The 13,383-nt window shown below is 60.7% G+C and carries 12 protein-coding genes and 1 pseudogene; 9 read left to right on the top strand and 4 right to left on the bottom strand.

The genetic code is table 11. The features are described from left to right. On the top strand, nucleotides 1-403 hold a 403-nt coding region (locus tag ACEN2T_RS29645), incomplete at its 5' end, for a hypothetical protein (RefSeq protein ID WP_442117969.1). On the opposite strand, the gene ACEN2T_RS29640 is transcribed toward ACEN2T_RS29645, so the two are convergent. Next, nucleotides 400-867, bottom strand: coding sequence for a TIGR02444 family protein (locus tag ACEN2T_RS29640; RefSeq protein ID WP_442117968.1), 468 nt, complete (start codon nucleotides 865-867; stop codon nucleotides 400-402). The two genes, ACEN2T_RS29645 and ACEN2T_RS29640, sit on opposite strands and share 4 nt — an antisense overlap. Nucleotides 868-917: 50 nt before the next feature. Between ACEN2T_RS29640 and ACEN2T_RS29635 the strand changes: the two genes are divergently transcribed. From ACEN2T_RS29635 to ACEN2T_RS29625, 3 genes are all read left to right on the top strand, one after another. Continuing rightward, nucleotides 918-2,828, top strand: coding sequence for an ATP-binding cassette domain-containing protein (locus ACEN2T_RS29635; protein ID WP_442117967.1), 1,911 nt, complete (start codon nucleotides 918-920; stop codon nucleotides 2,826-2,828). Next, a complete protein-coding gene (locus tag ACEN2T_RS29630) occupies nucleotides 2,828-3,400 on the top strand; it encodes a mechanosensitive ion channel family protein (RefSeq protein WP_032884339.1) in 573 nt (190 codons plus the stop codon). Before ACEN2T_RS29635 ends, ACEN2T_RS29630 begins: the two co-directional genes overlap by 1 nt. 91 nt (nucleotides 3,401-3,491) lie before the next feature. Continuing rightward, on the top strand, nucleotides 3,492-4,124 hold the full coding sequence (locus ACEN2T_RS29625) for a LysE family transporter (RefSeq protein WP_032884337.1): 633 nt from the start codon (nucleotides 3,492-3,494) through the stop codon (nucleotides 4,122-4,124). Nucleotides 4,125-4,267: 143 nt separating this feature from the next. Here the strand turns inward: ACEN2T_RS29625 and ACEN2T_RS29620 are convergent. Continuing rightward, nucleotides 4,268-4,565: pseudogene (locus tag ACEN2T_RS29620) on the bottom strand (penicillin-binding protein activator LpoB); the annotation flags it as partial. Between the two features lie 218 nt (nucleotides 4,566-4,783). Here ACEN2T_RS29620 and ACEN2T_RS29615 point away from each other — a divergent pair. Together ACEN2T_RS29615 and ACEN2T_RS29610 are read left to right on the top strand one after the other, a co-directional pair. Next, nucleotides 4,784-6,679, top strand: coding sequence for a cytochrome c/FTR1 family iron permease (locus tag ACEN2T_RS29615; RefSeq protein WP_099601741.1), 1,896 nt, complete (start codon nucleotides 4,784-4,786; stop codon nucleotides 6,677-6,679). Between the two features lie 2 nt (nucleotides 6,680-6,681). Then, nucleotides 6,682-7,137 carry a YaiI/YqxD family protein gene (locus ACEN2T_RS29610; protein ID WP_032884331.1) on the top strand — a complete coding sequence of 152 codons (456 nt, stop codon included), beginning with the start codon at nucleotides 6,682-6,684 and terminating at the stop codon, nucleotides 7,135-7,137. Nucleotides 7,138-7,195: 58 nt separating this feature from the next. On the opposite strand, the gene elbB is transcribed toward ACEN2T_RS29610, so the two are convergent. Further along, a complete protein-coding gene (gene elbB, locus ACEN2T_RS29605; protein WP_122681933.1) occupies nucleotides 7,196-7,861 on the bottom strand; it encodes an isoprenoid biosynthesis glyoxalase ElbB in 666 nt (221 codons plus the stop codon). A gap of 116 nt (nucleotides 7,862-7,977) precedes the next feature. Here elbB and ACEN2T_RS29600 point away from each other — a divergent pair, with 116 nt between their 5' ends. Beyond that, complete coding sequence (locus ACEN2T_RS29600; RefSeq protein ID WP_032884328.1) at nucleotides 7,978-9,213, top strand: sterol desaturase family protein; 1,236 nt, start codon at nucleotides 7,978-7,980, stop codon at nucleotides 9,211-9,213. Here the strand turns inward: ACEN2T_RS29600 and ACEN2T_RS29595 are convergent. Further along, a complete protein-coding gene (locus ACEN2T_RS29595) occupies nucleotides 9,194-9,829 on the bottom strand; it encodes a DedA family protein (RefSeq protein ID WP_032884326.1) in 636 nt (211 codons plus the stop codon). The two genes, ACEN2T_RS29600 and ACEN2T_RS29595, sit on opposite strands and share 20 nt — an antisense overlap. Nucleotides 9,830-10,036: 207 nt before the next feature. On the opposite strand from ACEN2T_RS29595, the gene hemB reads away from it, so the two are divergent. After that, nucleotides 10,037-11,050 (top strand): porphobilinogen synthase, encoded by a 1,014-nt coding sequence (gene hemB / locus ACEN2T_RS29590; RefSeq protein WP_032884324.1) that lies wholly within the window; start codon nucleotides 10,037-10,039, stop codon nucleotides 11,048-11,050. Nucleotides 11,051-11,068: 18 nt separating this feature from the next. Further along, on the top strand, nucleotides 11,069-13,291 hold the full coding sequence (ppk1, locus tag ACEN2T_RS29585) for a polyphosphate kinase 1 (protein WP_032884322.1): 2,223 nt from the start codon (nucleotides 11,069-11,071) through the stop codon (nucleotides 13,289-13,291). The last annotated feature ends 92 nt before the right edge of the window (nucleotides 13,292-13,383 follow it).

The following is a 13,383-nucleotide window of genomic DNA, read 5'->3' as shown; positions in this document are numbered from 1 at the left end:
TGCTAAGACTGCTGCTGCAAAACCAGCCGCCAAGCCAGCTGCTAAGACTGCTGCTGCAAAACCAGCCGCCAAGCCAGTTGCTAAGACTGCTGCTGCAAAACCAGCCGCCAAGCCAGTTGCTAAGACTGCTGCTGCAAAGCCAGCCGCCAAGCCAGCTGCCAAGACTGCTGCTGCAAAACCAGCCGCCAAGCCAGCTGCCAAGACTGCTTCTGCAAAGCCAGCCGCCAAGCCAGCTGCTAAGCCTGCCGCTGCAAAACCAGCTGCAAAACCAGCTGTTAAGCCTGCTGCTGCAAAACCAGCAACAACTGCAACCGCCCCGACAGCCTCCACCGCTCCAACAGCACCGGCCAGCAGCACTCCTGCACCGGCAGCATCGAACACCACCCCAACCAGCGCTTCCTAAGTGCCGGTGGCCACGGCGCGCAAGTGTTGCAGCGCGTCGTGGTCAAGGTTGTTGGCCGCCTCAGCCCCCAGTCCTTCAAGCCATTTCTGACCCCCGCTCACCTCTGCGCTCAACCAGTTCTGCGCCAGCGCCTCCAGGCGTGTGAGTAGCCCGCGCTCCGCCTCCAACTCCAGGGCTTTGACCCGCTCCCGTAACGCCGCCAGCTGTTCGTCCTGCTGCGCCAACGTCCGCCATTGCACGCGCACTTGTCGCAAGGGCTCGATGACTTGCTTCTGCCACGGCCCGGCTATCTGTGTTAACGCTTGAATGCGCTCGCAGGTCAGCGCCACGCCACGATGTTCCAGCCATGCCCCACACAGCAGCAGGCACACATCCGCTCCTTGTTCCTGCAAGCGCAGACAAGCGGCTTCCACGCCCGGACGGGCGTAAGTCGAGAGGGCAAAGCTCCACAGGTCAGCGCACATATTCACACCCAAGCCAGCGGGCAACGAAGCTGGTAGACTCCGCCGCCATTATGATCCGACTTCAAAGCCTAACATTACAGCGTGGCCCGCAACGTCTTCTCGAAGACGCCGAGCTGACCCTGCACGCCGGTCACAAAGCCGGCCTGATCGGTGCCAACGGCGCCGGCAAATCCACGTTGTTTGCCCTGTTGCTGGGTGAGCTGACCCCGGATTCCGGGGACTGCTTGCTGCCCGCCGACTGGCGCATCGCCCATATGCGCCAGGAGATCGACACCCTGGACCGCATCGCGATCGACTACGTGCTCGATGGCGACCTGCGTCTGCGCCAGGTGCAACACGACCTGGCCGAGGCCGAGAAAGCCCAGGATGGCGCCGCACAGGCCCGCCTGCACGCGGAGCTCGACAGCGCCGACGGCTACACCGCTGACGCCCGCGCCCGCAAGATGCTTGCCGGCCTTGGCTTCACCAACGAGCAGATGGACCGGCCGGTCTCCGACTTTTCCGGTGGCTGGCGCATGCGCCTTAACTTGGCCCAGGCGCTGATGTGCCCCTCGGACCTGTTGCTGCTCGACGAACCAACCAACCACTTGGACCTCGATGCGATCCTGTGGCTGGAAGACTTCCTCAAGAGCTACCAGGGCACCTTGCTGCTGATTTCCCACGACCGGGATTTCCTCGATGCTGTGGTCGACAACATCGCCCACGTCGAACAGAAGAAGATCACCCTCTACCGTGGCGGCTACACCGCGTTCGAACGTGCGCGTGCCGAGCGCCTGGCCCAGCAGCAGCAGGCGTTCGAGAAGCAGCAGGCGCAGCGTGCGCACATGGAAAGCTACATCGCACGGTTCAAGGCCCAGGCCACCAAGGCCCGTCAGGCCCAAAGCCGGATCAAGGCGTTGGAGCGCATGGAAGAACTGTCGGCGGCCCACGTCGATTCGCCATTCGACTTTGTGTTCCGCGAGTCGGTGAAGATCTCCAGTCCCTTGTTGGACCTCTCGGATGCTCGCCTGGGTTATGGCGAAAAAACCATCCTGGAAAAGGTCAAACTGCAGCTCACGCCAGGCGCGCGTATCGGTTTGCTCGGCCCCAACGGCGCGGGCAAGTCGACCCTGATCAAGAACCTCTCGGGCGAACTGCAACCTTTGGCCGGCCGCCTGACTCGTGGTGAGAACCTGGTGGTGGGCTACTTCGCCCAGCATCAGCTGGACTCTCTCGATTCCAAGGCAAGTCCGTTGCTGCACCTGCAACGCCTGGCGCCGACCGAGCGCGAGCAAACCCTGCGTGATTTCCTAGGTGGTTTCGACTTCCGTGGCGCGCGTATCGATGAGCCGGTGCTGAACTTCTCCGGTGGCGAAAAAGCCCGCCTGGCCTTGGCGCTGATCGCCTGGGACCGCCCAAACCTGCTGCTGCTCGATGAACCCACCAACCACCTGGACCTGGAAATGCGCCTGGCGCTGACCATGGCCCTGCAGGAGTTCAGCGGTGCGGTACTGGTGGTGTCTCACGATCGCCACTTGCTCAAGAGCACCACCGATAACTTCCTGCTGGTCGCAGATGGCAAAGTCGAAGAGTTCGACGGCGACCTCGATGACTACGCACGCTGGCTGACGGATTACCGTCTGCGCAACGCACCGGTCAGCAACACACCGGTTAACCCGGATAAGACTGACAAGAAGGCTCAACGTCAGGCTGCTGCTGCATTGCGCCAACAGTTGGCGCCGCATAAGCGCGAAGCCGACAAGCTCGAAGCCGAGCTGGGCAAGGTTCACGAGCGCCTGGCCAAGATCGAAGCCAGTTTGGGCGACAGCGCTGTATACGAGGCGGCCCGCAAGGACGAGCTGCGTGACCTGCTGGCCGAGCAGGCCAAGCTCAAGGTGCGTGAAGGGCAGTTGGAGGAAACCTGGATGGAAGCCCTCGAACTGCTTGAAACCCTGCAAGCGGAGCTGGAGGCGCTGTCCTGATGGAGGCGTTGCAGTTGCCGATACCCACGCAATGGGTCGAGCCCGCGTGGATCGGCGTACAAATCCTGCTGATCCTGCTGGGCGCATACCTCGCCCAGCGTTTCGTTGCCAAAGGCCTGACTCGTTTGGGTGAGCGCTACCCGTTTCCGCCGCAACTGTTGATGCCGCTGCGCGGTGGCTTGCGCTGGCTGATCATGGGCAGTGCGCTGATCTTCGTGCTGGGTCGCCTGGGCGTGTCCGCCACGGTGTTGTGGACGGCGCTGTCGGGGTTTGTTGCGGTTGCCGCCGTAGCGTTCTTCGCGATGTGGTCGGTGCTGTCGAACCTGCTGTGCGCGATCTTAATCTTCACCGTTGGGCCGTTCCGCATTGGTGACATCGTCGAGCTGGTGGATACGGTCGACAAACCGGGGGTGAAAGGCCGTGTGGTGGCAATCAATCTGCTCTACACCACGCTGATCGAAGTGGCGGAAGCCGGCACCGACAGCGCGATGGTGCAGGTCCCAAACAGCCTATTCTTCCAACGCTCTGTACGACGCTGGCCAGGCACCCATGTGTTTCCTGGTGACCGCTAGCATTCACCGCGCGTAAAAATCTATAGCCAGCCTCTGGTCGGCGGAGTTAGCTTTAGGCACAACAATCGCTGACTCTCTCCCGAGGTGTGCAATGGCACTCGATACGTGGCTGGCCTTTTTCCTGGCCAGTTGGATCATCTCCCTTTCCCCTGGCGCCGGTGCCATCGCTTCGATGTCCAGCGGCCTGCAATATGGTTTCGTGCGCGGTTATTGGAACGCCATTGGCCTGCAATTGGGCCTGGCGATGCAGATTGCTGTGGTGGCGGGCGGCTTGGGTGCCATTCTGGCGGCGTCGTCGACCGCGTTCTATGCGATCAAATGGTTTGGTGTGGCGTACCTGGTGTACCTGGCTATCAAGCAATGGCGCGCCTTGCCCATGGACATGACCGATGACGCGGCGCCACGTCCGATCGGCAAGCCGATGGCGATGATGTTCCGTGGCTTTCTGGTCAACGCCAGCAATCCAAAAGCCCTTGTGTTCATGTTGGCGGTACTGCCGCAGTTCGTGAACCCGCAGGCGCCTTTGCTGATCCAGTATCTGATCCTGGGCGCGACGATGATCAGCGTCGATATGATCGTGATGGCGGGATATACGGGATTGGCGTCAAAAGTGCTGCGGCTGTTGCGTACGCCTAAGCAGCAAAAACGTGTTAACCGCACGTTTGCCGGATTGTTCGTTGGGGCTGCGGGTTTCCTGGCCAGCTTGCACCGCGCCACGGCATAACTGAAGAAACGGGGTCAAAAGTGTGGGAGGGGGCTTGCTCTCGATGGCGGTGTCTCAGCTACAGCTAAACTGACTGAGACACTGCTATCGGGAGCAAGCCCCCTCTCACATTGGGTTTGTGTCGCCCAGAGGATCACCGCTCTGCGCAAAGTCTTCGGCGCTTCATTCCTAGGCACGTTATTACGCAACACCGGTAGGTTGGGCGCTTGATGCCCACCACCCAATTGCTCCACATCCTCTCCGAGTGCCTTTGCCACTTCTTTCATACCATTCGGGCGGTTCAGGCTAACGCGCACATTGCGGCTGTTCACCAGTTTGGTGTCCTGGCCCTCACCGTGGTGGTAAATGCCGAGGTGATCTCAAAGGTGCGTGTGTTGACCGGCTGAAATCCTCCACCAGCGTCAGGCCCAGTACGGTTGAGTGGCTGTGGGAGTTCTCCAGAGCATGGCCAGATCCTCGCGAAATCGTCCCTACCGGTTAATAGCTGTTACCTGTTTGAGTGAACTGATTTGGAGCCTATATGGGCAAGCCATGCCGAAGTGCCACTATTCGACTGCAAAAATCCAGGGTCCTTATCCGCACCCCATCACTTACACCTTGAGTCAAACCGGATAAGCCTTAACAATGTGTTACTTCGTATTTCCCTTTGAGATTCGTTCATGACTGCCCCCTTCCGTTTTCTCGCCTGGCTGATGTTGCCGGCGTTGATGTCGTGCAGCTCCAACCTGTTGGCGGCAACTGCCGAAGGCGCGCCACAAGCCCTGCATTTGCTGGACTACATTGGTGCTGACTATCCGCCGACGGTGGAGGCGGGCAAGGTAGTGGATGATTCGGAATTTCGCGAGCAGGTGGAGTTTCTCGGGGTGTTGCAGGGGTTGGTGGCGGACTTGCCACAGAGACCCGAGCGCGCCGAACTGGTAAAGGGCGTTGATGAATTACTGTCAGCTGTCAACGCGCATGAGGATGGCGCGACCGTCGCCCGGCAGGCCCGTCAGTTGGGCGCCAAGTTGGCCGTCGCGTATGAAGTCAGTCAGGCCCCGGCCATCACGCCCGACCCGACGCGCGGTGCACCGCTCTATGCCCAGCATTGCTCGGTGTGCCACGGCACTGCCGGCGCCGGTGATGGCCCGGCGGGCGTGGGCCTCACACCGCCGCCTGCCAACCTGCGGGATGCCGCGCGCCTGGATCGTCTGAGCCTCTACGCGATCTATAACACCCTGGGCCTGGGCGTCGAAGGCACTGATATGCCGTCCTTTGCCGATCAGTTGGACGACCGTCAGCGCTGGGACCTGGCGACCTACATCGCTGGCTTCACCGCTGACCCGGCTGCGGCAAAAAGTGAGCAGCCCTTCAACCTCGCCGATCTGGCTCGCCGAACCCCCAACGAAGTGTTGGCCGCAGAAGGCCCGGCCGCTGCCGCAACCTTCCGCGCCCAGCGTGCGCAACCACCGCAGGTCAAGCGTGGCCCGGCCCAGTTGCTCGACTACACCGCAACGACCTTGGACAAAAGCCTCGCCGCGTTCCGTAATGGCGACCACGAACAAGCCTACGACCTGTCCGTTGCGGCTTATCTGGAAGGTTTCGAGCTGGTGGAAAGCTCCCTGGATAACGTCGATGCTAACGTGCGCAAAGATACCGAGAAGGCCCTGATGGCCTACCGTCAGTCGTTGCAGGATGGCTTGCCGATTGAGCAGGTGCAGCAGCGCCTGGACGTGGCCAAGGGCAAGCTCACCGAATCCGCCGGTTTGCTGGGCAGCGACGGTTTGAGTTGGTCGTTGAGCTACATCTCAGGCCTGCTGATCCTGCTGCGCGAAGGCCTGGAAGCAATTTTGGTGCTGGCAGCGATCCTTGCCTTCCTGCGTAACACCGGCCAGCAATCGGCGGTGCGTAGCGTTAACGTCGGCTGGGGCCTGGCGTTGCTGGCGGGCTTGGCCACCTGGGCATTGGCGGCGTATGTCATTGATGTCAGTGGGGCCCAGCGCGAATTGCTTGAAGGCTGCACGGCCCTGTTCGCCAGTGTCATGGTGCTGTGGCTGGGCGTCTGGATGCATGATCGCCGCCATGCAGCGGCGTGGCAGGACTACATCAAGAGCAGCTTGGTGGGCGGTGGTGGGCGTTTTGGTTTCGCGGTGCTGGCGTTCTTCTCGGTATACCGCGAGTTGTTCGAAGTAATCCTGTTCTACGAAACCCTGTGGCTTCAAGCCGGCCCGGCCGGGCACAACGCTGTGCTGGCGGGCGGTGCAACGGCGCTGGTGCTGCTGGTGGGCCTGGCTTGGGTAATCCTGCGCGGTTCGGCGAGGTTGCCGCTGGCGCTGTTCTTCGGCATCAACGCGGCGCTACTGTGCGCGCTGTCGGTGGTGTTCGCCGGACATGGCGTCAAGGCGTTGCAGGAAGCCGGCATCTTCGGCACGCGGCCAGTGGCATTCTTTGATTTCGACTGGCTGGGTATCCACGCCGACGCGTATTCGTTGAGCGCCCAGGCCTTAGCGATCCTGGCGATTGTGGTGCTGTATGGTCGCAGTCGTTTGGCCGAAAAACGCCGCGTGACGGCTTGACTATGCGGGTATGGATTGACGCCGATGCCTGCCCTCGGGCGGCCAAGGACCAAGTGGTGAAGTTTGCCCTCAAACGCCAGTTCGAGGTGGTGCTGGTGGCTGGGCAGAGCCAGATCAAGCCGAGCTTTGCCTGCGTGAAGCTGATCGTGGTGCCCAGCGGTCCTGACGCGGCTGATGATTACTTGGTAGAGCACGCCGTGCCAGGCGAACTGGTGATCTGCAGCGATGTGCCGTTGGCTGACCGCCTTGTGAAAAAGGGTGTCACGGCGCTCGACCCGCGGGGCAAGGAGTTCAGCCCCGCGAACATGAGTGAGCGGTTGGCGGTGCGTAACCTGTTTACCGATCTGCGTGAGCAAGGCCAGATGGGCGGTGGGCCGCCGCCCCATAGCGAGAAGGATAAGCAGGCGTTCGCCAACTCGCTCGACCGCATCCTCACCCAGTTGATGCGCCCCGCCTGACTTCCGTACCTCGCCCGGGGCAAGCCCGCTCAGCACAATCTAGTGTTGTGTGAGCGGATCAGTCGTTTTCGTGGGTCAGTTCCAACACCCGGTCCACCAGCTTGTTGATGCCTGAAGCCACCTCGCTGATGTTCTTGCCGAGCATATAGGCCGGCGTACTCACGAGCTTGCGCGCCGTGTCTTCGGCGATATCTTCAACCGCGCACTCCTGATGGGAGGCGCCCATTTTGTCCAGGGCTGCGACGGTGTCGGTGTCGTTGCCGATGGTGCAGGTCACGCCAGGGCCGTAGATTTTTGCGGCCAGGGCCGGTGAGATGCAGATCAGCCCGACCGGCTTTCCGGCTTCGGCAAAGGCTTCAGCCAGTGCCAATACTTGTGGATTAACGCTGCACTCTGCGCCTTTCACAGCAAAGTCCGACAGGTTCTTCGCCGCACCGAACCCGCCGGGCACGATCAACGCATCGAACTCTTCGGCATTGGCCTGTTTGATGTCCTTCACCTCGCCTCGGGCAATGCGCGCCGACTCCACCAGCACATTACGTGACTCAGGCATCTCTTCACCGGTGAGATGGTTGACTACGTGCAGCTGTGGAATGTCGGGGGCAAAGCATTGGACCTGAGCGCCGCGCTGGTCCAGGCGCAGCAGGGTGATCACGCTTTCTTGGATCTCTGCGCCGTCATACACGCCGCAGCCGGAAAGGATCACTGCAATCTTTTTGCTCATGGGCATTTCTCCTGGGGTCTTGGCGTTAAATGTCTACTAATTTGTAACCTGTTGCCAATGGGATCTCGCGTCGCTGCACCTAATCTTGATGCCACAACAATAGACCGGACTAGCTCATGGACTTCGTGCCTTACGCGGTACCGTTTTTCATCGCCTTGATCGTGGTGGAATTGCTCGCTGACCGTTGGCGCGGCCAGCGCAACTACCGGGTCGCGGACGCCATCAACAGCCTCAGCACCGGTGTGCTGTCCACCACCACGGGGTTGTTGACCAAGGGCGTCGGGCTGCTGACCTACGCATTCGCCCTCAAGCACTTGGCGCTGATCGAACTGCCTGCCCAAAGTGTCTGGACCTGGGTCTTCGCCTTTGTGCTCTACGACTTCTGCTACTACTGGCTGCACCGGATGGGGCACGAGCGCAATATCCTGTGGGCCGCGCACTCGGTGCATCATCAGAGCGAGGACTACAACCTCAGCACCGCCCTGCGCCAGACCAGCACCGGGTTTCTGCTGAGCTGGATTTTCTACCTGCCCCTGGCCGTGCTCGGCGTGCCGTTGGTGGTATTCATCAGCGTCGCCTCGCTCAACCTGCTCTATCAATTCTGGGTGCACACCCGTCATGTGCCCAAGCTCGGCTGGTTCGAGTGGTTCTTCGTCACGCCATCCAATCATCGGGCCCACCATGCACAGAACGCTCTTTACATGGATCGCAACTACGGCGGGGTGTTCATTCTTTGGGACCGGCTGTTCGGCACCTTCCAGGAAGAAGACGACAACGAACCGGTGGTTTTTGGTGTGACGACCCCCTTGGCGAGTTGGAACCCGCTGTGGGCCAACTTGCAGTTTTATGCGCAGCTTTGGAGCGATGCACGGCGTACCGAGAGTAAGTGGGACAAGCTGCGCATCTGGTTCATGCGCACCGGCTGGCGCCCTGCGGACGTGAAGGCCAAATACCCCCTGGCCAAGCCTGACTTGAGCCAGTTCCGCAAATTCGACGTGCCGCTGGACGCGCGCCAACAGGTGTACATCGCCCTGCAGTTTGCTGCGTATGTGGGGTTTGGCAGCTATTTGATGAATTTCGGCGAGGGTTTGCCCGCCACCGCGCTGATTGTGGGCTGGGGCGCGATGGCGTTTGGGTTGTTTACGTTGGGCGTGGCTCTGGAGAATCGCCCGTGGACCTTGAAGGCTGAGCTGGTACGGCTGGCATTGAATGTACCGCTGGTGTGGCTGGCACCGCAGGTGGGGCTGTGGCCGGCCAGCCACTTGGGCTGGCTTGGGCTGCTGAGTTATAGCCTGCTCAGCGTGATCGGCCTCTACTGCTGTAGAAGCCGGCTTACTCGACTGGTGTCTTAGGCGCTTCGATCGAGGCAGGCTCGGCCGCGAGCCGGGCCTTGGCATCTGCACAGGCCTGGCGGGCGATTCGAGCGTTCTTGAAGCGGCGCCGCAGCCACAGGCCAAAGCCTAGTAACAACAACGCGCCGAGCACCCACAATTCGTACTTTTTGACGCTGCCGAGCATGCCTTCCAGTACTGCGCCGAAGTGATAAGCCGCCGCACCCAAAGCCGCTGCCCAGATGGCAGCACCAATCCCGTTGAGGATCAGGTAGCGCAGTGGCGGGTAGCCCGACAGACCAATCGCGACCGGCATCACCGTGCGCAATCCGTAGACGAAGCGGAAACTCAGCACCCAGATATCCGGGTGTTTGCGGATATGTTCCAGTGCTTTGTCGCCCATCAGTTGCCAGCGCGGCTTGCGTGCCAGCAGTTTGCGGCCGTGCTTGCGCCCCATGTAATACCAAAGCTGGTCGCCGGCGTAGCTGCCAAAGAAGGCAACGACCACCACCAGGTTGATATCCATGTAGCCACGGAACGCCAGGAAGCCTGCGAGCACCAGAATGGTCTCGCCTTCAAAGAACGTCCCGAGGAAGAGGGCAAAGTAGCCGAAGTCATGCAGAAATTGTTGAAGCATGGTCTGGGTGCTGGCGAAATGAACGCGCAGCCTACGCCTTCGTGAACATTCATGAAAGTATCGAGATGTGTCACGAAGTGAACAATTCCTACATAAACGACGAATGCGACTACAGGTCGCATCGATAAGCACAACTGTCATACCTTCGTCATAATGGCCGCTTATAACTGCAACGCTCGCCCGTAAACCCGGGCTCAGGAGTCTGTCGTGAGCTTTACCCCTGCCAATCGCCTGTTCCCAGCCACTCGTCTGCGTCGCAATCGCCGTGATGATTTTTCTCGCCGTCTGGTTCGTGAAAACGTACTGACGACGAATGATCTGATCCTGCCGGTGTTTGTGCTCGATGGCGAAAATCGTCGGGAAGCCGTTGCGTCAATGCCAGGGGTGGAGCGTCTGACCATTGATCTGCTGCTGGAAGAGGCGGCGGGTTGGGTCGAACTGGGGATTCCGGCGTTGGCGCTGTTCCCGGTCACGCCGGCTGAACTCAAGTCCCTCGATGCGGCCGAAGCCTGGAACCCGCAAGGGATCGCCCAGCGCGCAACACGTGCTCTGCGCGAGCGTTTCCCTGAGTTGGGGGTGATCACCGACGTGGCGTTGGACCCGTTCACGACCCACGGTCAGGATGGCATCCTTGACGAAGACGGCTATGTTCAGAACGACATCACCGTCGATGCGTTGGTCAGGCAGGCCTTGTCCCACGCTGCGGCAGGCGCCCAGGTGGTCGCACCTTCGGACATGATGGACGGCCGCATCCAGGCGATTCGCGAAGCCCTGGAGCTGGCCGGCCACGTCAATGTGCGAATCATGGCCTATTCAGCGAAGTACGCCAGCGCCTACTACGGCCCGTTCCGCGACGCGGTGGGCTCGGCATTGAACTTGGGCAAGGCCAACAAGGCCTCTTACCAGATGGATCCTGCCAATAGCCATGAAGCCTTGCACGAAGTGGCGGCCGATCTGGCCGAAGGCGCTGACATGGTGATGGTCAAGCCGGGGATGCCGTACCTGGACATCCTTTGGCGGGTCAAAGATGAATTCAAGGTGCCGACCTTTGTCTATCAGGTCAGCGGCGAATACGCCATGCACATGGCTGCAATACAGAATGGATGGTTGAGTGAAGGGGTGATTCTGGAATCCCTGACGGCCTTTAAACGTGCCGGAGCTGATGGCATTCTGACCTACTTTGCCGCCCGCGCCGCCCAATTGCTTAGAGAGCAACAATAGCCCTCACAGGAACACTCGATGAATACCGAAGGACTCTCCGAAGTTGCAGTAAAAGACGCTCACCCGGTGGTTGAACAAGTCGCCGAGACCCCGCCGGAGCTGGAACCGGCTCCGCCTGCCGTGGTGGCCGAAGTACCAGCGCCGGCGCCAGTGCCGATGGTGACCAACCTGGATGACAGCAGCCTTTACATCCACCGCGAGCTGTCGCAACTGCAATTCAACATCCGCGTGCTGGAACAGGCGCTGGATGAGTCCTACCCGTTGCTGGAGCGGCTGAAATTCCTGCTGATTTTCTCCAGCAACCTGGACGAGTTCTTCGAGATCCGTGTTGCCGGCCTCAAAAAGCAGATCACCTTCGCCCGCGAACAAGCCGGCGCCGACGGCCTGCAACCGCACCAGGCGTTGGCGCGCATCAGCGAGCTGGTGCACGGCCATGTGGACCGCCAATACGCGATCCTAAACGACATCCTGCTGCCGGAGCTGGAAAAACATCAGGTCCGCTTCATCCGTCGCCGTCACTGGACCACCAAGATCAAAACGTGGGTGCGTCGCTATTTCCGTGACGAGATCGCGCCAATCATCACGCCGATCGGCCTCGACCCGACGCACCCGTTCCCGTTGCTGGTGAACAAGAGCCTCAACTTCATCGTTGAGCTGGAAGGTATCGACGCCTTCGGTCGCGATTCCGGCCTGGCGATCATCCCGGCGCCGCGTTTGCTGCCACGGATCATCAAGGTGCCGGAAGAGGTGGGGGGCGCTGGCGACAACTATGTATTCCTGTCCTCGATGATCCACGCCCACGCCGATGATCTGTTCCAAGGCATGAAGGTCAAGGGCTGCTACCAGTTCCGCCTGACCCGTAACGCCGACCTGGCGCTCGACTCCGAAGACGTCGAAGACTTGGCCCGTGCCCTGCGCGGCGAGCTGTTCTCGCGGCGCTACGGCGATGCGGTTCGCCTGGAAGTGGCCGACACCTGCCCGAAACACCTGTCGGACTACCTGCTCAAGCAGTTCAACCTGGGCGAGACCGAGTTGTATCAGGTCAACGGTCCGGTGAACCTGACGCGTCTGTTCAGCATCACCGGCCTGGACAGCCACCCGGAGCTGCAATACACGCCGTTCACGCCGCAGATCCCGAAACTGTTGCAAAACAGCGAGAACATCTTCAGCGTTGTGAGCAAGCAGGACATCCTGCTGCTGCACCCGTTCGAGTCCTTCACTCCGGTGGTCGACCTGCTGCGCCAGGCCGCCAAGGATCCGCACGTGTTGGCCGTACGCCAGACCCTGTACCGCAGCGGCGCCAACTCGGAAATCGTCGATGCCCTGGTGGACGCTGCGCGTAACGGCAAGGAGGTCACTGCGGTGATCGAGTTGCGTGCGCGGTTCGACGAAGAATCCAACCTGCAACTGGCCAGCCGTCTGCAAGCGGCCGGCGCGGTGGTGATCTACGGCGTGGTTGGCTTCAAGACACACGCCAAGATGATGCTGATCCTGCGCCGCGAAGCGGGTGAGATCGTGCGCTACGCCCACTTGGGTACCGGCAACTACCACGCTGGCAACGCCAAGCTCTATACCGACTACAGCCTGCTGACTTCCGACGACGCCTTGTGTGAAGACGTCGGCAAGTTGTTCAGCCAGTTAATCGGCATGGGCAAGACCTTGCGCATGAAGAAGCTGCTGCACGCGCCGTTCACCCTGAAGAAGGGCATGCTCGACATGATTGCCCGCGAAACCCAGTTCGCCCTCGACGGCAAACCGGCGCACATCATTGCCAAGTTCAACTCGCTGACCGATCCGAAGATCATCCGCGCGCTGTACAAGGCCAGCCAGTCCGGCGTGCGTATCGACTTGGTGGTGCGTGGCATGTGCTGCCTGCGTCCGGGCATTGTTGGCGTGTCGCACAATATCCATGTGCGTTCGATCATCGGCCGCTTCCTGGAGCACACGCGGGTGTTCTACTTCCTCAACGGCGGCGAAGAGCAGATGTTCCTGTCCAGTGCCGACTGGATGGAGCGCAACCTGGATAAGCGTGTGGAGACCTGCTTCCCAGTAGAGGGCAAGAAGCTGATCATGCGGGTCAAGAAAGAGCTGGAAAGCTACCTGACCGACAACACCCACAGCTGGAGCCTGCAATCCGACGGCCGTTACGTGCGCAACACGCCGACCGGCAACCAGAATCCACGCAGTGCGCAGGCGACGTTGCTGGAGAAGTTGGGCAGTCCGATTCTGTCGGTGAACTAAGCACCGACGCGGTCTGAAAATGTGGGAGGGGGCTTGCTCCCGATGGCGGTAGACCAGTCAACAGATTCATTGACTGGTCCACCGCCATCGGG

Source organism: Pseudomonas sp. W22_MBD1_FP4, from assembly GCF_052113765.1.
GTDB lineage: Bacteria > Pseudomonadota > Gammaproteobacteria > Pseudomonadales > Pseudomonadaceae > Aquipseudomonas > Aquipseudomonas sivasensis.
The sequence above is the reverse complement of the archived record's forward strand: the minus strand, read 5'-3'. Positions and strand labels throughout refer to the sequence as shown.